The sequence below is a fragment of the Halococcus hamelinensis 100A6 genome (genome assembly GCF_000336675.1).
Taxonomy (GTDB): Archaea; Halobacteriota; Halobacteria; order Halobacteriales; family Halococcaceae; genus Halococcus; species Halococcus hamelinensis.
The window spans coordinates 53935-76446 of record NZ_AOMB01000043.1; the positions used below are offsets into that span (position 1 = coordinate 53935).

Below are 22512 nucleotides of genomic sequence, written 5' to 3' on the forward strand. Positions count from 1 at the left end.
TCACGAAAGACATTTAGCACGGACTTTCAAATAGCCGATGGATCATGACAGATTCGGACTATTCGCGGCGAACGTATCTGAGGCGTGCAGCTGCGGCGAGCGCCATCGGAATGGCTGGGCTTGCCGGCTGTACGAGCGGGGGCGATGGAAACAACGGCAACGGAAGCGGCGGCGGAAACGGGAGCGGCGGCGGCAGTGGGAACGGCAGTAGCGGGAGCGGCGGGGGTGGGTCGGGCGCGGCGCTGGAGGTGCTTCACGGGTGGACCGGTGGCGACGGGGCCGACGCGGTCGACAAGCTCACGACGATGTTCGAGAACCAACACCCGCAGGTCTCCGCGAACTTCAGGGCCATCGGTGGTGGGGGGAACGTCAACCTCAACTCGCGCGTGGCACAGCGGCTCGCGAACAGCGACCCGCCGAGTTCGTTTGCGGGCTGGCCGGGAGCGAACCTCGTACAGTACGACGGTGTCCTGATGGATATCGGGTCGGTATGGAACCAGGCCAACCTCGCCGACACCATCGTCGGCCCCGCGGCGGAGGCCTCGAAGTTCAACGGGAAGTACGTCACGGTCCCCATCGGCTCCCATCGACTCAACAACCTCTATTTCAACAACCAAGTGGTCGAGGAAGCCGACGTCGATCCCTCCTCGATAAGCGACATGGATGGCTTCGTCAGCGCACTGAAGAAGGTTCAACAGAACACCGACAAGGTCCCACTCTCGAAAGGCATGAAGTCGCCGTTCTTGGGTATCCAGTTCTGGGTCGAGGTCTTCCTCTCCGAGTTCGGAAAACAAGCGTACACGAAGTACACCCAGGGCAACGGCGACAGGTCGAAGGTCAAACAGAGCCTGCAGGCCACGAAGCCCATACTCGAAAACTACATCAATCAGGACGCCTCCACCATCGGCTACACGGAGGCCGCCCAGAAGCTCATCAACGGGGAGGCGGCGTTCATGCACAACGGCAACTGGGTGGCGGGGATGTTTCGGGCCGCGGAGGGCTTCGATTTCAACGACGCATGGGGATGGCAGGCGTTCCCCGGAACGGAGCAGATGTACGTCTTCCACCTCGATTCGTTCATCGCGCCCTCGAACAACCCCTCGCCGGATGCGACGAAGACCTGGGAGAAGTTCGTCGGCTCGAAACCGGCCCAGGTCCAGTACAACAAACGGAAGGGCTCGGTTCCGGTCCGAACGGACGTCGACGGGAGCAAGCTCGGGGAGTATCTCGAGATCACGTACAACGACCTCGTCGACGCACAGGACATGCCGCGCACGCTGGCACACGGCCTCGCGGTGCCGCCGGAGACGCTCGGTAACGTGAAGTCCGCGTTCGGGAACAACTTCATGGGCCCCTACCAGGTCGACGCCGCCGCTGACGCACTCATGCAAGCCGTTCAGGGGCAGTCGTAACGACACATGACTGCTGGTGAAAACACCACACGTGGGGACCGCTAACGATGCGGATTCCGGGCCTGAGCGGTTCTCGCTCGGACGACGACGATGCCGTACGGACCGACGGCGGAGTGCGAACCAATCGTGTCTCGCGACTGCGGTCGATCTCGGAGAGCGACTTCGTTCGCTCGATGCCCTACTGGTTCGTTCCGTTCGTCATCATGGGGTTTTTCGTCTACGGCGGTATCGGCTGGAACCTCCTCGTCTCGCTGACCGACTACACCGGGTTCGGCTCCGCCGACTACGGGGACCTCGACTTCGAGATGTACGTGCAGGCTCTCAGCAGCCCCGACGTCATCGCCGCCTCCCGAAACACGTTCGTTCTCCTCGTCGTCTTCACCGCCGTTTGTCTCGTGCTCGGGTTGGCGCTCGCGATCGTTCTCGACCGCCAGATTCGGTTCAAAGAGCAGATACAGACGATCTATCTCCTGCCGATGGCGTTGTCGTTCGTCGTAACGGCGCAGTTCTGGCTCTGGATGTACAACTACAACAGCGGTGTCATCAACATCATCCTCGATGCGGTCGGGATCGGACGAATACAGTTCATCGGCGATCCCCGGTTCGTTCTCGGTGCCGTCATCTTCGCGCTGATCTGGCAGTTCAGCGGCTACACCATGATCGTCTATCTCTCGGGGCTCCAGTCGATCCCGCAGGACCAGTTCGAGGCCGCGGCGACCGACGGCGCGAGCACGGTCAAGATCTACTGGCGAGTCATCATCCCGCAGCTGAAGTCCGCCTCGGTCAGCGCGGCCGTCGTGTTGATGATCTTCGCGCTGAAGGCGTTCACGTTCCTCTACTCGATGTTCGGGACGTACCGACCGCCGAACGGCTCCGACATCCTCGCGACGTTGATGGTGCGCCAGGCGTTCAAATTCCAGGAGTGGTCCTATGCGGCGGCCGTCGCGACGTTGCTCCTGTTGATGGCGCTCGTCGTCATCGGTCCGTACCTCTACTACCAGTACCAGCGGGGGAGCCTCTGAGATGAGTCGTGGAACGACAGACCGAACGCTGTTCGACAGGCTTCCCGGCTTCGACCTGTCGCGAGCACTCCTCTATCTCCTGATCCTGTTCTTCGTGGCGTTCTTCCTCGTGCCGCTTGAGACGGGGCTGATGACCGCGTTCAAGACGACGCAGGGGGTCACGAACACGCTCCCGTTCTTCCCGCCGCTCGGGGAGGCGTTCACGTTCCAGAAGTGGGTGGACGCCTTCGACATGCTCGGTCGGGGACTCGTCAATAGTATGGTGCTGACGGTCCCAGCGACCCTGCTCTGTCTCCTCTTCGGGAGCACTGCGGCCTACGGCCTCACCCTCATCAACTGGCGGGGACAGATCTTCGTTCTCGTCCTGTTCCTGATCGGGATCTTCATCCCCTACCAGGCGGTGTTGGTGCCGCTCTCGCGGTTCTGGTCGATGGTGCCGCTCGAAGAGTGGCTCTCGCCACTCTACGTGTTGTCGTTCGTCCAACCCGAACACGCCCAGCTCGTCGAACTCATCATCACCGACGCCGCGTACGGCATCCCGATCTGTACGCTGCTGTTCCGGGGGTACTACCTGAGCCTTCCGGGCGACCTCATCGAAGCGGCGAAGCTAGATGGAGCGAGCGTCACCAGCATCTATCGCCGCATCGTGCTCCCGCTGTCGACGCCCATGATCGGCGTGGTCTTCATCTATCAGTTCACCCAGATCTGGAACGAGTTCCTGTTCACGCTGACCATCGTGGGGAGCGCGGACAGCCCCGCTGCGCCGGTGACGCTCATCCTGTCCGGACTGGGTTCGTCGCTTTCGGGCGTCGACTTCGGGATGCGGATGGCCGGGGCCTTCATCGCCGCGCTTCCGACCCTCGTCATCTACGTCCTGTTCGCCGAACAGTTCGCCGAGGGTCTGGAGACCGGTGGATGAGAGGATCGCCCATCATTAGTCCGAGACCACGAGAACGGAACGTACAGCGAAGAAACAACGAGAACGAGATCAACAAATGGCAAACCTGCAACTAAACGACGTAACGAAAACGTTCACCGAGGACGACGGCAACGAGATCGTCGCGGTCGACGACCTCTCGCTTACGATCGAGGACGGCGAGTTCCTCGTACTCGTTGGCCCATCGGGATGTGGAAAGTCGACGACGCTCCGGATGGTCGCGGGGCTCGAAACCGTCACCGACGGGACCATCAGCCTCGAAGATCGGGTCATCGACGACCGTCAGCCGGCGGACCGCGACATCGCGATGGTGTTCCAGTCCTACGCGCTCTACCCCCACATGACGGTTCGTCAGAACATGAGCTTCGGACTGGAAGAGAGCACGACGATGCCCGACGACGAGATCCGAGACCACGTCGAGTCCACCGCCGAGATGATGGGTATCGAACAGCTCCTCGATCGGACCCCCGGGGAGCTCTCGGGCGGGCAACAGCAACGCGTCGCGCTCGGGCGGGCGATCGTCCGGAACCCGTCGGTCTTCTTGATGGACGAACCGCTCTCGAACCTCGACGCGAAGCTCCGTTCACAGATGCGGACCGAGCTCCAGCGCATCCAGGAAGACCTGGGGGTCACGACGATGTACGTCACCCACGACCAGACCGAGGCGATGACGATGGGCGACCGGATCGCGATCCTGAACGGCGGGAAACTCCAGCAGGTCGCCACCCCGCTCGAAGCCTACCACGAACCCGCGAATCGGTTCGTGGCGAGCTTCATCGGCGAGCCCTCGATGAACTTCTTCGAGACCGAGCTCCAGGGCGACCGGCTCGTCCACGACCACTTCGAGTACCCGCTCTCGGAGAACGTTCGGAGCAACCTCGGCGATACCACTCACGTCACGCTGGGGATCCGACCCGAGGACATCGAACTCGTGAACACGGCTGAGGACGACCACGACTTCCGAACGGTCGTTGACGTGGTCGAGCCCGTCGGGAGCGGAAACAACATCTATCTCGCGTTCGAGGGGACCGAGAGCGATAGCGGCGAACTCGAAACCGATGATTCCCGGACCTTCGTGGCCACCATCGGCGGACTTCGCCAGGTCGAGGCGGGCCAGCCCGCGATCGCGCGGATCCCCGAGGAAGCGGTTCACCTCTTCGATTCCGAGACCGGGCGGGCGCTCCGGAATCGGAGCCTCGACGACGCCGAACTCGTCGAACCCCAGGTGTAGCGACCGCGACCCTATATCTCCCGGAGGTCGTCGTAGACCGCCCGGAGGCGCGCGCCGTCGCGCTCCCAGTTGTACTCGTGCTCGGTGGCCCGCCGCCCGTTCGCCCCGAGTTCGCGCGCGAGGTCGGCATCCGCGAGGTCGGCCAGCGCCTCCCCCATCGCCGGGCCGTCGCCGGCGGGGGCGACCAGTCCGCTCTCGGTTCGGGTGACGACCCGCGCGAGCGGCGCGACGTCGCTCACGAGTACTGGGACGCCCATCGCCATCGCCTGGAAGAGCTTGTGGGGCACCGTGGTCTCGGTGTGTGGCGTCGAGGCGTGGGGTACGACACAGACGTCGCTCGCGGCGACGTAGCCCGGGACGTCGGCGAACGGAACCCAACCGGTGAAACGAACCCGGTCGCGAACGCCGAGCGAGGCGGCGAGCGATTTCAGCCGCGCGACGTAGCGTGCGTTGCCCGTCCCCACGAGCAGGAGTTCGGCCTCGGGCGTGGTTTCGGCCAGCCGCGCGAACCCCTCGATCAGGCTGTCGAGCCCGCGGTGTTCGGTGAAGTTCCCGATGTAGGAGACCACGAACGACTCGTCCGGGTCGAACGGCAGGTCCGGTGCGGTCGCGGTCTCGGGGTCGAAGGCGGTGCGGTCGACGGTGTTCGAGACCACGTCGACCCGTTCGGGGTCCCCGCCGCAGTCCCGGAGGTAGTGGGCACGGGCCTCCTCACAGACGGTGAGAACCCGGTCGGCGTTCCCGACGGCGTGGCGCTCGGCGCGTTTCAGCCGCCACGGCGAGAGGAACACGCGCTGGAACAGTGCCTCGAGGTCGCGGGCGATCTCGCGCCAGCCGCGCATCCGCTGGATCTGACGGGCGGCCTCGGGGTAGTTCTCGTGGAGGTCCGCGACCACCGGGACGTCGAGGCGCTCGCCGCAGACGAGGCCGGTCCGAACCAGCGGCAGGTCGTGGACGTGGATGGCGTCGATCGGGCGGGCGGCGTCGAGGGTCAGCACCGCCCGCTTCCACGCCGGGTGGACCTGCGTCGAGACGTAGCGTACGCCGTCGAACAACCCCGAGATACCGTCGAACATCCCGTTCGCGGGGAGCCGTTCGACGTCGATACCGTCGACGCGGTCGAAGGTCGGCTGGCTCGCGTCGCCACGACACAGCAGGGTGATCGAGTGGCCGGCACGGGTCAGCGCGGCGGCTTCCTTCTCGACGCGGATGTCCGGCGGAAACCGTTCCGGGAGGAGCATACAGATGTGCACGACTACCTCGATGGTCGCGGCAGGGCGGGTTGTCGGCTCGTCACAGCGGGCGTTCTCGACCACCCATCATGCGTTTTGTGATCCGCATCGCCCATGGCGTCACTTATCCGGGCCGATGGAGTGGGTCGGATATGACGCTCGTCTCCGCGATCCTCCCCACGTACAACCGTGCGAGCTACCTCGACGGCGCGATCGAGACGGTACTGGCTCAGACCCACGAGGACTGCGAGGTCGTGGTCGTCGACGACGGCTCGACCGACGGGACGAGAGAGCGGCTCGCGGCCTACGCCGACGACGACCGGGTGCGCGTCCGCCACAACGAGGAAAACCGAGGGATCTCCGCGAGCATGAACCGCGCCGCCGAGGTCGCCGACGGCGAGTTCGTCTGCGTCCTCAACGACGACGACCGCTGGCACGAGACGAAGGTCGAAAAGCAACTGGCGCGATTCGAACGCGCGAGCGAGCGCTGTGGGGTCGTCTACACCGGCGGTGTGGTCCGACAGGGCGATTCCGTGGTCAAGGTCTACGACCCCGAGCGCCGCGGGGACATCTACCCCGACGTGATCGCGCGCTTCGGCCTCCACCCGCATTCGAGCCACATGCTTCGCGCCGAGTGTTTCGACCTCGGCGGATTCGACCCCGACTTCCCCCGTGGGGTGGACTGGGACCACTGCATCCGACTCGCGAGGGAGTACGAGTTCGAGTACGTCGACGAACGCCTCGTCGAACGGATCTTCCACACCGACAACATCTCCCAGCAGCCGACCCACGGCGTCGAGGTCAACCGACTGATCTGGGAGAAGTACCGCGAGGAGATCGCCCGGTATCCCGACGTCGAGCGCCGGCTCCGCGAGAAACAGTGCCGGGCGCGTGCCCGCGTCGCGCTCTCGCGCGGCGAGCGCCGCCGCGCCATCGGGTTCGCCCGCCGGGCGCTCGGCTACGAGTACTCCGCCGAGAGCGCCTTCATCGTCGTCTTCGCGGTCCTCGGCCAGCGCGCGCTCGGGACCGCGCGGAAGGCACGCGATTTCGCGATGAACTGGCGGGCGTCCGCGGACGAGTAAGCAGCGTATAGAGCGTCGATCACTCCACGACGAGTTCGCCGCCACAGTCGGGGCAGACGAGAGCGGTGCCCGTATCCGGGATCCGCATCTCGCCACGACCACAATCGGGACACGCTATCTCCCCCACACCGGGGATCCGCGCGATCCGAACGTCGTCGGTTCCGCGTGGCGCACCGAACGCGAGTGCCCTTACTCGTTCGCTCGAATCGTTCTCACCCCGCTGGAACTCGCCGGGTTCGAACCGGACCGCCTCGCCCGTCCCCACAGTTGTCTTTCGGCTCGTTCCGTCCCCGGACCCCCGAACCTCGAACGTCGCCGTGCCGTCGAGCACCACGAAGACCTCCTCTTGGTCCATGTGGGCGTGAACCGACTCGGCGAATCGCTCGCCGGGTTCGAGAGCGTAGTGGTTGATCGCGACGTCGGTCGTTCCGAGTACGTTCCCGATCCGCCGCCGGTCGACACCGGTTTCGGTGGGCGAGGACTCGACGTTCCGGATCGACGTTTGCTCCATGACCCGGGCTTTCGATGGACGGGTAAAAGGGTTCGTTGCGGCACGATAGCCCCGAGATCTCATCCGATAAGCGAGTAGACCCGCTGTATCGCGTCCATCCCCGGTCGGCCGAACAGCGAGGCACCCAGCGGAACCGCGGTCCGGACCGAGGGCGCGTGATAGCACGCCAGCGCGAACGCCTTGATCGTCTCCTTCGACCACTCCGTCTCGCGGAGCTCCATCCGCCCCTCCAGTCGGTAGGTGTTGGCGAGCGCGTTCGCGCGGACGGAGGGGGGTGCGGCGCGGTAGAGGTCGTCGTACTCTCGAACGATCTCCTTTCGACCCCGGACGAGGCCGTCGGACTTCCCCCTGGAGCCCTCGACGACACCTCGCCGCACCAGCGAGTCGTCCACGAACTCGAAGTCGTACTCGCGCGCGAGGTCGATCATGAACCCGAGGTCGTCGCCGCCCGGTCGGTCGGGGAACGGGAGCACGCCGTCGAGCGCTTCCGTGGAGACGAGCATCGTCGTGGTGAGACACGGCGAGACGTCGAATTCGAGCGCGCGGTGGAGCACGTCGCCGCGCACGGCGGGGTCGGGGAGAATCGTGGTACCCGTCTCGTAGGTCATCCCGCAGTAGGCCACGCCCGCGCCCGTCCGTTCGAGGAGCGCGACCTGGCGAGCGAGTTTCCCCGGCAATAGCCGGTCGTCGTCGTCGAGGAACTGGACGTAGGTCCCCGAGGCGCGGTCCGCGCCGACGCTCCGGGCGGGGTTCGAGCCGAGGTTGGTTTCGAGTTCGACGTAGGTCACGTCGTGGGCCTCGGCGACCGAGGCGGCGTGGCCCTCGCCGGAGTCGTCGACCACGATGGTCTCGGTGGGGTGGTCCTGGTCGGCGACGCTCTCGATGGCTCCCGGGAGCCGGTCGTTCCGGAAGTAGGTGGGAATCACGACCGAAACCAGTCGGTCCGCGGCGGTCATACCGGAAGGAGCGAAGGAGTAGGTAAATGTGTGCCGGGAGAGCACCACGGCCATGCCCCGCGACGCCACCCTCCGGAAGTGGGTGTCCCAGCCCCCGACCAGCCCGATCATGCAGTCCCTCCGCGACGAGGAACGCCGGCGCGCGCTCGCCCGCCTCGACGGGGGGCGGGTGCTCGACCTCGCGAGCGAGGCACGCGTCACCGGCGGGATCGAGGCCGACTCGGTCGCGCGCGTCGACTTCTCGCCCGCCGCGAGCGAGTACGCGAGGGAGGTCGTCGACGACGACGTCGAGTTCCACACGGCGGACCCCGGGAACCCCGAGCTGCCGTTCGAGAACGACGCCTTCGACGCCGCGGTCTCCATTGGCCCGTACGACTGGCGGTTCCTCGACGTCGACGACCTCACCGCCGAGGTCCACCGCGTGCTCCGTCCGGATGGGAAGTTCGTCTTCTCGGTGCCGACGCCGCGCTCGCCCTACGCCGTCAACGGCTGGACCGAGAACCGCTACTACGACCCCGCAGACGCGCATTCATTGGTCGCACCCGACTGGCGGCTGCAGAGCGTGGAGTCGTTGTTCCAGTACCCCTACTACGTCCACATGGGGCTCAATCGGCTCCCCGAGCGGTATCAGGAACCCTTCGTCGAGTTCGCGGGTCGGGCGAGCGACGAACTCACCCGGCTGGATCGCCAGGACCTCGCCTCGTACCTCGTGCTCACCGCCGAACCGCTCGCCTATCGAGAGTATCTCGACGAAGGGCTCGAAAGCCTGTTCCGACCCGCGACGGAGAACGGCTTCTGGGACCCCGACGAGGGGAAGTTCACCCGGGGGCTGGAGTACGACCTCGTTGGCGAGGGCGTTCGACCAGGGGACTTCGCCTGGTCGCGCGACGACGGCGTGCTCTGGCGCTACGCGCCGTTCGCGTTGATGGGCGCGCTCCAGTGGCGAACCTCGGCCGTCGGCGACGAGCGCTACGACGAGCGGATCCGGCGGGCGCTCGCGTACTTCGAGGGGAGGATCGACCTCGCGCTCGACGAGATGCCGAGCTACGGCATCGGCCCCCTGACCTGCGCGTTCGCGCTCGCCGACGACGTTTTCGACGGGGACCGGCTCGCGGTCGCGCACGAGCTCTTCGAGCACGCCCACGAACGGTTCGACTTCTCGCACGCGGAAGACGCGCTGCTGGCCTACGGCTGGTCGTACCTCGCCGAGCGCGCCGACGATTCGACCGTGCACGAGGCGCTCTCGGAAGCGGTGTGGGAACTGAACGACCGGCTCACCGGCCACGGCGTGTTCGTCTTCGAGAACCACACCACCCGCCGCCACCAGAACCAGATGTACGCCTGCTGGGGGCTCGCCCGCGCGGCCGGCGTCGCCGGTCAGACGGGCTACGTCGAGAACGTCGGACGGGTACTCGATCGAACCGTCGAAAAGCGGATGCGCCCCGACGGCGCGTTCATCTGGGAGGACGTGCCGGCCACCCAGCGCGCCCGTCGGGCGGCGACCAAACGCCTCGGTTTCCGGCCGCCCCACTGGGACTTCCTCTATTCCTGTCACCAGACGTTCTTCGTCAACGCGGTCGCGGAGTACGCCGCGGCGGGCGGCGAGCGCGACTTCGACCCCGCGGTCGCCCGCGCGATGGCGTGGGTCTACGGCGACAGTAGCCGGGGTGACCTCGTGGAGACGAGCGGCATCGGGGTCCCCCTCCGGTTCCTGACGACCGACGACCGGCTCGACGTCCCCGACCAGACCTACAAGGGCTCCTACGAGGTCGGTTCGTACGTGATGGCGCTCACGAACCTGCTCGCGGGGCCGCTCTCGGGTCGCGCCCGAACCCACTCGTAACCCCGCCGGAGCCGCACCGCATCGGTCGCCGGGTCGTAGGCGGTCCCGGCCGCGTGCCGGCCGTTCGCCCCGAGTTCGGCCCGGGTTTCGGTGTCGGCCAGTGCGACGAGCGCGTCGGCGAGCGGTCGCGTTCCATCGTCGACGACGCGTCCGGCCTCGGTCTCGGCGAGCACACGTCGGATGGGGGCCGTGTCGGGGGCGACCACCGGCACGCCGACCGCCATCGCCTCGTAGAGTGCCGCCGGGACCACGGTTTCGGGGTCGATGGGTTCCGACGGGAACACGCACGCGTCGCTCGCGGCGACGTAGTCGGTCGGATCCCCCTCCGTACGGAATCGGATCCGACCCCCGGCGAGGCGTCGCCGTGCGAGGGTTTCGAGGTCGTCGAGCGTCGCTCGTCCGGGGTCGCCGACGACCACCACGCGGAGCGAGACCGCCTCGTCCGCGGCGCGCGCCACGGCCTCGACGAGGGGTTCGAGGCTATCGCCCGACGAGTCGTCCGCGAGCGCGGTGACGACGAACGCGTCCCCCTCGAACCCCAGCTCCTCCCGGACCTCGGAGACGGTCGCGGGGTCGACCACGCTCGGCGCGACGGTGTCCCGGACCACCGACAGCCGCCGGGGGTCGACGTCCCGCTCGCGGACGTAGGCCGCGCGCGCCTCCTCGCAGGTCGTGACGAGCCACTCGGCGTCGGTAAGCCGCTTTACGAGCCGGCCACGTCGCCACCGCGGCTGGAAGACACGACGCGCGATCCCGCGGAGTCGCCCGCCGCGGGACGGGTCGCTGGCCACCGCGGCCGTCGGGCCGGGGAGGTCACAGACGGCGGGAACGTCGAACCGCTCGCCGAGCGCCAGCCCGGTCTTCACGAGCGAGAGGTCGAAGACACAGACGACGTCGACGTCCTCCTCGTCGTCCACCGCGCTCGCGGCGCGGAGCCACGCGGGGTGGACGAACCGAAGCGCGTAGCGCACGCCGTCGAGAACCCCACGGGGGCCGGCGTAGAGCGAGTCGTCGGCGACCCGTTCGATGTCGATCCCCCTGTGGAGTTCGTGGTCCGGTTCGTCCACGCCGCGGGCACAGACCGTCACGGCGTGGCCCGCCCGATGGAGCGCCTCGGCGTGGCGTCGGACCCGGCCGTTCGGCGGATAGCGACCCGCCGTGAGCAGACAGACGTGCATCGCTATCGGCCTCCCCGCGTGCGGACGGTGTTCACGTCAGTCCTCACGCACCCGCTCGGCTTCGCTCTTGTGGTCGGCGGGGTCGGCGAGCAACCGGTCGTAGATCCCGAGGAGGTCCTCGGTGACGGTCGCCCACTCGTAGCGCTCCTCGACGACGGCGCGGTTCGTCCGTCCCATCGCGGCGGTCCGTTCGGGGTCGGCGATGAGGTCGGCGAGCGCCTCGGCGAGCGCGTCGGCATCGCGCGGGGCGACCAGGACGCCGTTCTCCTCGTCGATCACCTCGGGGATCGCGCCCACGGTGGTCGAGACGATGGCGTTGCCCGCCGCCATGGCCTCGAGGATCGCGATCGGTAACCCCTCGGCGTGGGAGGGCAGCACGAATATCGACCCCGACCCGAGGAGCTCGTGCTTTCGTTCCTCCGAGACGAACCCGAAGTACTCGACGTTCGGGTTGGCCGCCGCGAGACGTTCGGAGTGGTGCGAGAGGGCCCCCTTCCCCGCCAGCGACACCCGAAAGTCGAGGTCGCGGTCGGTGAGCTGGTCGATCGCGGCGGCGAGTTCGGCGATACCCTTCCGGCGGAGCTGGTTCGATATCGCGACGATGTGTGGTTTGGTGCCGTCGAACGCCGGAAGGTAGTTCTCGGAGTCGACGGCGTTCGCCAGCACCACGAGTTTGGCGGGGTCGGTGTGGGCCGCGAGGGTATCACGCCAGTACGCCGAGAGCACGATGATCTCGTCGGCGGCGTCGTAGACTATCGACTGATACCACCGGACGAGCGGGTTGTCGGTGGCGACGAAGGTGTCGAACGACGAACCGTGGATGTGGAGCACCACCGGGCAGCCCCAGACGTGTTTCGAGAACAGCACGTAAAAGCCCGCCCGGTAGAACGAGAACCGATGCGAGGAGTGGACGTGAACGATGTCGGGCGGCGACCGGGCGGTGTAGCTCACCGCGTTCCAGACGATCCGGAGGAGTGAGCGGATGAACGCCACCACCCCCGCCGTGTCGAACGCGCCGCTCCGATGCGAGGAGAGCCGGATCTCGCCCGCGAGGTGGCGGCGCTGCTCCTTGATGTACTGGCCGATCCCGCCGGGACCGTGGCGACCGACGACGAGGAGCCGGGTTTCGCGGCCCCTCATTCCACGTAGCCGAGCCCGCGGAGTCGCTCCTCGACGTCGCTGAAGTCGTCGTCGTCGGTGCCCCGCTGCCCACCCGATCCCGCGTAGTTCGCCGTCGTGACGGCCCGCTCGGCGGTCGGCGAGCCCGGCGCGAACAGCTCGTCGAGCACTCGCCCGTCGGTGTCGGCGGGCACCGGCTCGCCCATCGCGTGGAGCACCGTCGGCGCGACGTCGACCACGCTGGCGTCCTCGGGCGTGCTGCCGGGTTCGACGTCCGGCCCTTCGGCGAAGAAGATGCCGTCGGGGCGGTGGTCGGCGGCGTGGGCACCGGGGTCGGAGAAGACCTCGGGCGCGAGCGAGGGCTTGACGTAGTAGCCCTCGCGGGGTTCGACGACGAGGTCGGGCGACTTCGGGTCGGTCGGGAACAGGTCGTCGCCGTCGTGGACGTCGAGCACCTGCTCACCGTCGTCACGGAAGCTCGTGAGCACGTCCGTGAGTTCGGCTTTGAGCCCGTCGACCTCGCTGGGTTCGACGATCCCCTGGTCGAAGCGCTCGGTGTCGTTGATGTAGAGGGTCCCCTGGGCGTGGACGAAGGCTTTCGTCTCCGTGTAATCGACGTCGTAGCGGACGTTGTCGCCCGGGATGCCGGCCGCGACCCGGTCGACGAGCGACTGCGGGAGCCGCTTCGCGAGGCGATCCGTATCGATCCCGAGGTCTTCGAGGGTGCCGAGCACGCGCTCCTTGGTGAGCCCGACCCGCGAGAGCGTGCTCCGGCTCGCGGTGTCGGATTTCGGGGTGAGGTAGCCCTCGTTCGCCAGCAGCCGGTTGACGTGGACGTTCTTGTCGATCGGGCCGAAGCCGTGGTCCGAGACCACGAACAGCGTGAGGTCGTGTTCGCGGGCGTACTCGCGGGCGTCGCCGATGACCTCGTCGAGGAGCTTGTAGTGGTCGATCAGGACCTCCTCCTCCCAGAGGAGGTGCTGGAGTCGGTCGGGGGCGGTGTAGACGAAGAAGAACAGCCGCCAGTCCTCCTCGAGCGCGTGGTTCATGTACGTCCGACGGGCGTTCACCAGCGCTTCGAGCGCCGCGGGGAACTCGTCGGGTCGGTCCTTGTACTCGTTCCAGTCGAGACCGATATCGTAGTCGGGCGAGACCCGACCGATCTCGTCGGCGAGTTCCGGCGGGTAGGTGAACCCCTCGTCGCGCGAGGGGGTCATCATCCCGGTCACGATCCGGCCGTCGATCTCGCTCGCGGGGTAGGTCATCGGGACGTTCACCGCGGTCGCGGGCGAGACCATCTCCCAGAGCGCGGGGCGGGAGACGTCGGCCCCGGTGTTGACCCGGTGGCGGTAGTTGGTGCCGAGCTTGTAGAAGGCGTAGACGCCGTGTTTGTCGGGCCAGGTGCCGGTGGCGATCGAGGGCCACGCCAGCGCGGTGTTCGCGGGCTTGGTGCTCGCGAGCGGGCCGGCCGCGCCCGCCTCGAACAGCGCCGCGACGTTCGGAAGCTCGCCCGCCTCGGCCCATCCGCGGAGGCGCTCGAACGGCACGCCATCGAGCCCGAGGACGAGCGCGCGGTCGGGTGTGGTGCCGTCGGTCATGGCTGGTTCACAATGAATCCACTCCTGCCGTGACGCTCATTACCGTTTTCATTCGCCCGCTCACGAACCCCGGTCCGCGGGGAAGCCCCCGGGGTCGGTGCCGAGGCCGACCGACCGAACGGCGGGGCTCGTCGACGGGGCGACCGAGGCGGACGCGTTGCCGAACACCGACCCGTTCGTCGCGTTCGCGCCCGACGTCGTTCCGTTCGCTGCGGGCCCCGCGGTGGTGTTCGTGGGCCCCGTCGCGTTGGTCACGGCGGGGGAGTCAGTGCTGTTGGCGAGCCGGTAGAGGTCGAGCTCGCCGTTGCTCATGACGAGGCTGACGCCGGGCGTGCCTTCGAGCCGCTCGAAGGCCGTCTCGTTGTAGCGGATCCCGTTGTAGACCTCGATCTCGCGTTCGCGGGCGGCACCCGTCACCGCGAGGTACCTGACGTCCGAGGTCGGGGTGGTGACGGTAGTGGCGTTGGTGATGTTGATCGTCGAACCGCTGTAGCGGATCTCGTCGGCCTCCTCGTTCGCCTCGACGCCGTAGAGCCCGTGGCTCACGCGCCAGGGGCCCTCCCGCACCCCGTAGACCGAGGCGTTGGGTCCGGTGTGGGAGAACGTGTAGTCGTAACCGTCTATCCGGCCCTCGGTGACCTGGTCGTTCGGGATGAAGAGATAGGGGGAGGGGAATATCACCGCGATCGAGAGCACGAGCATGACCACGATGACGACCACCGTCACCGCACGGACGCCGCCGCCGGGGACCACCTCCGAGAGACCGGTGATGTACCGATAGAGGGCGATCGTCCCGAGGATCGTCGCGATCACCATGATGAGTCCCACGTTCCGGAAGAAGAGCTCGGAGACGCTCCCGATGTAGAAGACCAGCGAGTAGGGGATGAGGACCACCAGCCCGATGGTGAAGTACTTCACGAGCGCCGAGGTGTCGGGGGCGTCGCGGAGTCGCCCGAAGAGGCTCGTGAGCATCAGGAGGCCCGCGAGCGCCGCGAAGACCATGCTCACCCCGAAGAGCTTGAGGAAGAGTTCGGGGATGCTGCCCCCGGCCTGGGTGAGCGAACTCCCCTGGCTCGCGGTCGTCGAGCCGAGGTTCGTCGATCCACCGGAGAGGAAGCTGAACAGCTCTCTGAGCACCGCGTTCACCGAACCCTCGAACCGGCTCCGGCCCAGCGACCACAACATGGACGCCCCGATCAGGTAGACCGTCGGTGCGTAGAGCGGTTTGTGCTCGGCGATCCGGCTGTTCGGTCGGACGGTTCGGTAGACGAACTGGACCCCCGAGATCGTGATGAAGAGGATGATGAGGTTCGCGGCCTGCTGGGGGTGATAGAGCACCAGCGCACTGAGAATCAGCGCGAACGCCCCGCCGGCGGCCGAGACCGGCAGCTGGGTCTCGAAGACGTCGGTCGGGCTCGTGAGGTAGTTTATCAGGAGATAGAGCACAACCGGCGTCAGGAGGATGGTGTCGCTGATCGGGTGCGGGGTCATGTAGTTCGTCCCGAAGTGGTTGATCGGCAGGATGAGGAGCCCCGTGAGGCCGCCGAGCACCATCGCACCCCGGTGGGAGGTCATCGAGCGGATACACAGCGGGATGAACACGACGTAGGCGACGACGAACAGGAGCACGCCGACCAACAGCGACCGGGTGATCGGGGTGCCGAGGACGCCGCTGACGAAGAGCCCGACGGTGTGGACGCCGGGATAGAAGTCGCCGAAGATGCTCATCGAGCCGTTGTAGAGGTCCTTCGTCCACCCGAGGTGGGTCATGCCGTCGGCGGAGCCGTAGTAGTAGTAACTCCGGATCAGCGGGAGCGCCGCGATCGAGATCACCGACCCGCCCGCGAGGAAGAGCCCCGCGAGGTTGACGTAGCCCTCGGAGACGTAGAGGGTGACGACCACGCCGACGAGGAGCGCGATACCGACGCCGAGCCAGAAACCCCAGGGCGTCGCGCCGTAGATCGAGACCTCGTAGCCGGTGGTGGGCTCGTCGTAGGCGAACAGCACGCCGCCCGCGAGCGCGAGGTAGCCGACCACGAGCGCGAGCTTCCGGCCGCGATTCCGTGGGACGGCTTTCGTGAGCGTACTCATCTGTGTGGAGGTCACGCCGTGTCGCGGCGTGTGGGATACACGGTCTCTTGGGCGGTCGTTATAAACGGTTTCCGTTCGGGAACGTCGTGTGAGGTGTTCGCACGAGGCGCGACGGACCGTGATGCCTAAGCCACGGAATCGAGAAGGGAACTCAGTATGCAGCGCCCGAACATTGTCTGGATAACCCTCGAAAGCACTCGGGCCGACCACACCACGATGAGCGGGTACTCGCGCGATACGACCCCGAACATCGACCGGATCGCCCGCGGGCAGCGCGGGCGCGCGTTCGACAACTGCCACACCCACGGGATCTGGACGCTCGCCTCCAGCGCGTCGATACTCACCGGCACCGTCCCGACCCACCACGGTGCGGGGATGGCGAACGACGCGATCCCCGACGAGGTCGAGACGGTGCCCGAACGCCTCTCGGCGGCGGGCTATCACACCGCGTGTCTCTCGCCGAACTCCCACCTGAGTTCGGCGACGGAGCTCGACCGGGGCTTCGACGAGTTCGTCTGGCTGAGCGCCGACACCCTCCTCGACGCCGCGGGTCCCCGGATCCTGTTCAAGTACCTCCGGAACTGCCGGCGACACGGCCCCGGCTTCACCACCGACACCAGAAAGCACGGCACCGGCTTCATCATGAACGAGATGGCGAAGCGCCGGGTCGACGCCGCCGCCGAGGACGACGACCCGTTCTTCCTCTACGCCCACTACGGTGACCCCCACCACCCCTACCAGCCGCCGCGACGCTACCTCGAACCCTACGCCGACGACTTCGAGATGAGCGTGGACGAGGCGCTCGAACTCGGCCAGTACCACCACGGCAACTTCCACCAGCTGATCGCCGACGGCTGCCCGCTCGACGACGACGAGTGGAACGCGCTCCACGCGCTCTACGACGCCGAGATAGCCCACACCGACGAGCTCGTTGGCGACCTCTTCGAGCACGTCACGCGACTCGACAACACCGTCTTCGTCGTGACGGCCGACCACGGCGAGCTCTTCGGCGAGCAGGGCATGCTGGCCCACCTCGTCGTCACCGACGACGCCGTGACCCACGTCCCGCTGGTGACCCACGGCTTCGACGAACTCGTCGACCACGAGAGCGAGACCGTCCAGCACGCCGACGTGATGCGAACCCTCTGTGAGGTCGCGGGTGCCGGAGTCGAGGGCTTCCACGGGGTCGACCTCCGCGAGGAGACCCGCGATCACACCCTCACCCAGCGCGGCGCGAAGCGCACGCGAAAGAACCTCGACCGGTTCGCGGAGCTCAACCCCGATTTCGACCCCACGCCCTACCACACCTCGACCCTGAGCGCGCTCCGCACGGACGAGTTCAAGTATCAGAGAAGCGACGACCGGGCCGAGCTCTTCGCCCTCCCCGACGAGTGCGAGGACGTCGACGACGACCACCCCGAGGTAGCGGCGGACCTCGACGACGAACTCGAGACGATCCTCGAGACCGACGGCCAGCCGGCCTACAGCGGCGAACGCGAGGGGAAGTTCAGCGACGCGATGCGCGACCAGCTCGCGGATCTCGGCTACCTCGTGGACTAACGCTGCCTACGATTCGGGGTCGAGGTTCGCCGTGGCGGCGAGCGCGAGGCACATCCACGCCTGACTCCAGCGGATGTACGGCGTCTCGTCGTCCAGCAGGCGGCCGCGGCGGCGGTAGAAGTAGCCGTCCTCGTCGTAGAGGTTCTCGATCGACCACTCGATGACCGAACGGGCCGTCTCGCGACTCTCGGGTCGGCCGTCGGTGACGAACGTCACGACCGACTGGGCGGCGGCGTGGGCGTCGTAGGGTTTCGAGGTCTCGTGTTCGAACTTCGGCGCGCCGTCGGGTTCGAAGAGGTGCTCGCGGTAGAACTCGAGGCCGCGCTCGTAGCTCGCCTCCGCGCCCGCGACGTCGCCACCCGAATCGAGGTAGTGCCGGAGGGATTCGAGTACGAAGCCGGTGTGGAAGTTGTCGTGGCTGATGTGGGAGTCGGCGGCCGGCATCGAGTAGTGCCACGCACCGCTGTCCTCCTGGGCCGACTCGACGAACGTCACGAGGGCGTCTGCACGCGCCATGAGTTCCTCGGACCCGTTCTCGGCCGCCACCATCGCGAACAGCCGGGCCGCGAGCGCGTTGACGTTTATCACCACGAACTCGTCGTCGGTGGAGTAGGTGTAGGCGTCGAAGCCGTCGATCTCGACGGTGTTGATCTCGGTGCGGATGAACTCGCAGGCCCCCTCCGCGACCGTCAGCGAGCGTTCGTCGCCCGTGATCCGGTGGTGGCGCACGAACGCCTGGGCGGCGAACACCGTCACGACCACCGACGGCCAGTAGGCTGGGAGGTGGAACTTCCGGGCGTTCTGCCAGGGGAAGTTGTAGCCCCAGCACGGGCGGTCGAACCGGGTCGACTGGTACTCGGCGAGCCAGTCGAGCAGCCACTCGGCGCGGTCGAGGTACGTCCCGTCGTCGGTGGCCTCGTAGCGATGGAGGTTCGCGAGCGCGAACAGGGCCATCCCCTTCGGGTTTCGCTCCTTCGGGACCGACAGCGCCGGTCGGAGGTTGACCGGCGAGAGGTTCACGGTGTGCGTCCAGACCAGTCGCGTGAACCAGTTGTCGACGAGCGTGTCTGAGTGCGGGCTGTTGAGCCCGTCGTAGGGGTCCCAGCCGGCGTAGTCGCGGTCGTGTGCCCAGTCGAGCGCGCGGTCCGCGACCGCCGCCACGTCGGGGTCGGTCCGGTTCATCGGCGACCACAACACGAGTCTATCAGGTCGTTCGTGAGGTCGATGACCTCCTCGCGCACCGCGTGGGCGCGCTCGCGGTCGGGGTCGATGTCCGACTCGTCGAGCGACGCGACGTGGTCGATGATCGCTTCGGGGTCGCGCGAGTGGAAGATCCGGCCGTCGGCGACGAGCTCCTGGTCGACCGAGAGCAGCGTGTTCGGGAAGAAGGAGACGGCGGGTTTCTCCATGCAGGCGGCTTCGCGCGACATGGTGCCCGAGCCGGTGAGGACACAGCGGGCGTGCCAGGCGAGCTGGAGCCCGTTGACCGCGCCCTGCGGGACGAACACCTCGTCGTCGGGGTACGCCCCGGCGTGACCCTCGTCGCCGCGGCCCCGCGGGAGGTAGACGACGCCGATGTCGTGGTCGACGGCGGCCGCGAGGAGCTGGGGGACGATCGAGTCGGCGTCGACGTAGGCCGCCGTCAGCGCCTCCGGACGGAGCACGATGTACTCGCCCGACGCGAACGGGAGCCGGTCGGGGAAGTCGGGGTCGGGTTCGAAGCCCGCGACGTAGACGTCCTCCTTGTAGCCGTCGTAGGTGTGCACGGAGTCCGTGTCGGCCCCCCATCGGGTGAGTTCTTCGGTGGCGAACGCCCGGGGCACCACGTTGTGGGTCGCGGCGGCCTCGAAGCGGTTGTAGAGCTCCTCGACCCAGAGCCCGTCGATGTGCGCCGTGATGTCGTTGTCCGTGAAGTGTATCGAGGGGATCCCGCGGGCCTTCGAGGCGAGGATGCACATCGCGTTGCGCGAGGAGAGCGAGACGTCGCAGTCGGGGGCCTGGAGCGCGAGCTGGGCGGTCCGGAGCGGGATGCCGAACTTCCGGACGAGGGCGTTGTCGAAGTCACGGCCCACGACCCGGTGGTCGAAGCCGACCTCCTTCGCGAGCGAGACGGTCTCGGTCTTCTCGCGCACCGTGGTCGTCACCGAGACCCCGTCGAGCCCGCCGACGAGCGCGTCGAAGAAGAACGGGTGTGAGGGGCTCACGAGGTCGATCCACGCCCGGACGAGGTCGGTACGGGCGGTGGCTTCGGCCTCGGTTCGGGTGCGCCCGCTCATAGTTCGACGACCCTCAATCCGGCCGCCTCCCACTCGGCGGCATCGAGGAGGCCCTTCGTATCCACGACGACGTCGCCGGCGAGCCGGCTGGCGACGTCGGTCGGGTCGAGCGCTGCGTACTCGTCGTGGTCGGTGGCGATGACGACGGCGTCGGCCCCCGCCAGTGCGTCGTCGAGCGGCGAGAGCGCGAAGCGCTGGTCGGTGACGTGCGGGTCGGTGAGCCTGACGTCGACCGACGGTTCGTCGGTGCCGTCGTCGACCCCGGGTGCGGTCGCCGCCCGCGCCCGCGTCTGAAGCACCTCCGCGAGGCGGAGGCCGGGGCTCTCGCGGGCGTCCGCGACGTTGCCCTTGTAGGCCACGCCGAGCACCGCGACCGTCGAGCCCGCGAGCGAGCCCACGCCCGCCGCCACGAGGTCGGTGACGTAGTCGGCCATCCCGTCGTTGATCGCCCGGGCGCGCTCGATCAGGTCGAGGCGCTCCGAGTGCTGGCCGAGGAACAGCGGGTCGATCGGGATGCAGTGCCCGCCGACGCCGGGCCCCGGCTGGTGGAGGTCCACCCGCGGGTGGTGGTTCGCGAGCGCGATCGCCTCGCGCGAATCGAGCCCGTAGTCCGCCGCCACCATCGCGACCTCGTTGGCGAGCGCGATGTTCACGTCCCGATACGTGTTCTGGATGAGCTTGACGAACTCACAGAGGGTCGGGTCGGTCGTGGTACGGAGTTCGCCCTCGACGAACGAGCCGTAGAGTTCGGTCGTGCGCTCGACCGCCCGCTCGTCGACGCCGCCCACCGCGCGGTCGTTCCCACGGAGTTCGGCGACCACGTTGCCCGGCAGCATCGTCTCGGGCGAGTACGCCAGCGAGAACGCGCCCACGGCGAGCCCCGAATCTTCGAGGATCGGGCCGACGACCTCGGTGGTGGTCCCCGGCGGCACGGTGGATTCGAGCACCACGGTGTCGTCTTCTCGGAGAACGCCAGCGACGGTTTCGGCGGCCGCCTCCACGTACGAGAGGTCCGCGCGCCCTCCGTCGAGCGGGGTCGGGACGCAGATCAGGTGGTAGTCGGCGGCGACCGCTTCCGAAGAGACCGAGAGCGAGCCATCGAGCGCGCGCTCGATGAACGTATCGAGCCCGGGTTCGTCGACGGGGACGTCGCCGGCGGCGAGCCGGTCGAGCAGCTCGGCGTTCACGTCGTAGCCGGTGACGTCGTGGCCGGCGTCCGCGAGCATCGCGGCGGTCGGCAGCCCGATGTAGCCGAGGCCGTGGACACAGACCGAACTCATCCCGAGACCCCCCCGACCGACGTCGCCGGTCCGACCCCGACGAGGTCGAGGATCCGGTCGGCGGCGCGGCCGTCGCCGAAGGGGTTCTCCCAGTCGGTGCCGGCGTCGAGCGCGTCGCGCGCGCCCGCCGCGATGGCGTCGGGGCCGACCCCGACGACGCGGTTCGCGCCGACGTCGACGGTCTCGGGGCGCTCGGTGTTGTCGCGCAGGGTGACACACGGCGTCCCGAGGATGCACGCCTCCTCCTGCACCCCGCCCGAGTCGGTGAAGACGAGCCGGGCGGTGCTTTCGAGCCGGAGGAAATCCAGGAAGTCCTGGGGTTCGACCGTCGTGATCGCAGACGGGAGGTCGATCTCGAACTCGTCGAGGCGCTCGCGCGCCCGTGGGTGAATGGGGTAGACGACGTCGAGTCCCGATTCGCTGGCGAACCCCGCCACGCCGTCGAGGAGGCTCGAAAACCGAGCCCGGTCGTCGACGTTCTCGGCGCGGTGGGCGGTCAGCAGACAGAACTCGTCGGCCGTGAGGTCGTTCTCGGCGAGCACCCGGCTCTTCTCGGCCGCGAGGTCGCGATAGCCGATGACCGAATCCACGATGGTGTTGCCGGTGACCTCGATCCGGTCGACGGGGACGCCCTCCTCGCGGAGGTAGCGTGCGGCCTGGTCGGTCGGGCAGAAGAGGTAGTCGGCGGCGTGGTCGGCGAGCACCCGGTTGACCTCCTCGGGCATCCCCCGGTCGAAGCTCCGGAGGCCGGCCTCGACGTGGCCGAGCACGCAGTCGAGCTTGCTCGCGGCGATCGAACCCGCGAGCACGGTGTTGGTGTCGCCCTGGACCAGCACGACCTCGGGCTCCTCGTCGAGGAACACCGACTCGATCTCGCGGATCATCGCGCCGGTCTGGGCGCTGTGCGAACCGGACCCGACCGCGAGGTTGTGGTCGGGGGTCGGGAGTTCGAGCTGGTCGAAGAACACCGCATCGAGTTCCTCGGAGTAGTGCTGTCCGGTGTGGACCACGGAGTAACCGACCCCGCGCTCCTCGCAGGCGTCGATCACGGGCGCGAGCTTGATGATCTCCGGACGGGTACCGAGGACGATCGTCACGGCGGTATCGCTCATCGCCGAACGCCCTCCCTTCCCGCCGTCGACAGTCGATAGTGTGTGAACTGAGTCATAGGTGTCGTATCGGGG

At 67.6% G+C, this 22512-nt stretch carries 18 protein-coding genes; 7 read left to right on the forward strand and 11 right to left on the reverse strand.

The window, feature by feature from the left end:
• Positions 1–110 precede the first annotated feature (110 nt).
• The 4 genes from C447_RS16055 to C447_RS16070 all read left to right on the forward strand — a co-directional run bounded on the left by C447_RS16055 (position 111) and on the right by C447_RS16070 (position 4602).
• Positions 111–1412 carry an ABC transporter substrate-binding protein gene (locus tag C447_RS16055; RefSeq protein ID WP_007695787.1) on the forward strand — a complete coding sequence of 434 codons (1302 nt, stop codon included), beginning with the start codon at positions 111–113 and terminating at the stop codon, positions 1410–1412.
• Between the two features lie 47 nt (positions 1413–1459).
• Entirely contained in the window at positions 1460–2434 is a 975-nt protein-coding gene (locus C447_RS16060; protein WP_007695788.1) for a carbohydrate ABC transporter permease, read from the forward strand.
• A 1-nt stretch (position 2435) separates the two neighbouring features.
• Positions 2436–3353 carry a carbohydrate ABC transporter permease gene (locus C447_RS16065; RefSeq protein ID WP_007695789.1) on the forward strand — a complete coding sequence of 306 codons (918 nt, stop codon included), beginning with the start codon at positions 2436–2438 and terminating at the stop codon, positions 3351–3353.
• Positions 3354–3429: 76 nt separating this feature from the next.
• Complete coding sequence (locus C447_RS16070) at positions 3430–4602, forward strand: ABC transporter ATP-binding protein (protein ID WP_007695790.1); 1173 nt, start codon at positions 3430–3432, stop codon at positions 4600–4602.
• Positions 4603–4613: 11 nt separating this feature from the next.
• Here C447_RS16070 and C447_RS16075 read toward each other — a convergent pair whose 3' ends face one another.
• Positions 4614–5855 (reverse strand): glycosyltransferase family 4 protein, encoded by a 1242-nt coding sequence (locus C447_RS16075; RefSeq protein WP_029601941.1) that lies wholly within the window; start codon positions 5853–5855, stop codon positions 4614–4616.
• A gap of 131 nt (positions 5856–5986) precedes the next feature.
• On the opposite strand from C447_RS16075, the gene C447_RS16080 reads away from it, so the two are divergent.
• A complete protein-coding gene (locus tag C447_RS16080) occupies positions 5987–6916 on the forward strand; it encodes a glycosyltransferase family 2 protein (protein WP_007695792.1) in 930 nt (309 codons plus the stop codon).
• 19 nt (positions 6917–6935) lie between these two features.
• Here C447_RS16080 and C447_RS16085 read toward each other — a convergent pair whose 3' ends face one another.
• Both C447_RS16085 and C447_RS16090 read right to left on the reverse strand, forming a co-directional pair.
• Entirely contained in the window at positions 6936–7427 is a 492-nt protein-coding gene (locus C447_RS16085) for a cupin domain-containing protein (RefSeq protein ID WP_007695793.1), read from the reverse strand.
• Positions 7428–7486: 59 nt separating this feature from the next.
• Positions 7487–8383, reverse strand: a complete 897-nt coding sequence (locus tag C447_RS16090) for a glycosyltransferase family 2 protein (RefSeq protein WP_007695794.1) — start codon at positions 8381–8383, stop codon at positions 7487–7489.
• A gap of 52 nt (positions 8384–8435) precedes the next feature.
• Between C447_RS16090 and C447_RS16095 the strand changes: the two genes are divergently transcribed.
• Entirely contained in the window at positions 8436–10226 is a 1791-nt protein-coding gene (locus C447_RS16095) for a class I SAM-dependent methyltransferase (RefSeq protein WP_007695795.1), read from the forward strand.
• Here C447_RS16095 and C447_RS16100 read toward each other — a convergent pair.
• Genes C447_RS16100 through C447_RS16115 form a run of 4 tightly spaced genes read right to left on the reverse strand, consistent with a single transcriptional unit; the run spans position 10145 to position 16227 of the window.
• On the reverse strand, positions 10145–11404 hold the full coding sequence (locus tag C447_RS16100; RefSeq protein ID WP_007695796.1) for a glycosyltransferase family 4 protein: 1260 nt from the start codon (positions 11402–11404) through the stop codon (positions 10145–10147). The two genes, C447_RS16095 and C447_RS16100, sit on opposite strands and share 82 nt — an antisense overlap.
• A gap of 36 nt (positions 11405–11440) precedes the next feature.
• The gene (locus C447_RS16105; protein ID WP_007695797.1) at positions 11441–12544 is read right to left on the reverse strand and encodes a glycosyltransferase family 4 protein; all 1104 of its coding nucleotides are present in this window, start codon (positions 12542–12544) and stop codon (positions 11441–11443) included.
• Positions 12541–14121, reverse strand: a complete 1581-nt coding sequence (locus C447_RS16110) for an alkaline phosphatase family protein (protein ID WP_007695799.1) — start codon at positions 14119–14121, stop codon at positions 12541–12543. The genes C447_RS16105 and C447_RS16110 overlap by 4 nt, the downstream gene beginning before the upstream one ends.
• A 60-nt stretch (positions 14122–14181) precedes the next feature.
• Positions 14182–16227 (reverse strand): RodZ family helix-turn-helix domain-containing protein, encoded by a 2046-nt coding sequence (locus C447_RS16115; protein ID WP_237713352.1) that lies wholly within the window; start codon positions 16225–16227, stop codon positions 14182–14184.
• A gap of 141 nt (positions 16228–16368) precedes the next feature.
• Between C447_RS16115 and C447_RS16120 the strand changes: the two genes are divergently transcribed.
• Positions 16369–17772, forward strand: coding sequence for a sulfatase (locus C447_RS16120; RefSeq protein WP_007695804.1), 1404 nt, complete (start codon positions 16369–16371; stop codon positions 17770–17772).
• A 6-nt stretch (positions 17773–17778) separates the two neighbouring features.
• Here the strand turns inward: C447_RS16120 and C447_RS16125 are convergent, their stop codons facing one another.
• Genes C447_RS16125 through wecB form a run of 4 tightly spaced genes read right to left on the reverse strand, consistent with a single transcriptional unit; the run spans position 17779 to position 22440 of the window.
• The gene (locus C447_RS16125) at positions 17779–18954 is read right to left on the reverse strand and encodes a hypothetical protein (RefSeq protein ID WP_007695806.1); all 1176 of its coding nucleotides are present in this window, start codon (positions 18952–18954) and stop codon (positions 17779–17781) included.
• Positions 18951–20048 (reverse strand): DUF354 domain-containing protein, encoded by a 1098-nt coding sequence (locus C447_RS16130; RefSeq protein WP_007695807.1) that lies wholly within the window; start codon positions 20046–20048, stop codon positions 18951–18953. Before C447_RS16130 ends, C447_RS16125 begins: the two co-directional genes overlap by 4 nt.
• Complete coding sequence (locus C447_RS16135; protein ID WP_007695808.1) at positions 20045–21328, reverse strand: nucleotide sugar dehydrogenase; 1284 nt, start codon at positions 21326–21328, stop codon at positions 20045–20047. The genes C447_RS16130 and C447_RS16135 overlap by 4 nt, the downstream gene beginning before the upstream one ends.
• On the reverse strand, positions 21325–22440 hold the full coding sequence (gene wecB, locus C447_RS16140; protein ID WP_007695809.1) for a non-hydrolyzing UDP-N-acetylglucosamine 2-epimerase: 1116 nt from the start codon (positions 22438–22440) through the stop codon (positions 21325–21327). The genes C447_RS16135 and wecB overlap by 4 nt, the downstream gene beginning before the upstream one ends.
• Positions 22441–22512: the final 72 nt, after the last annotated feature.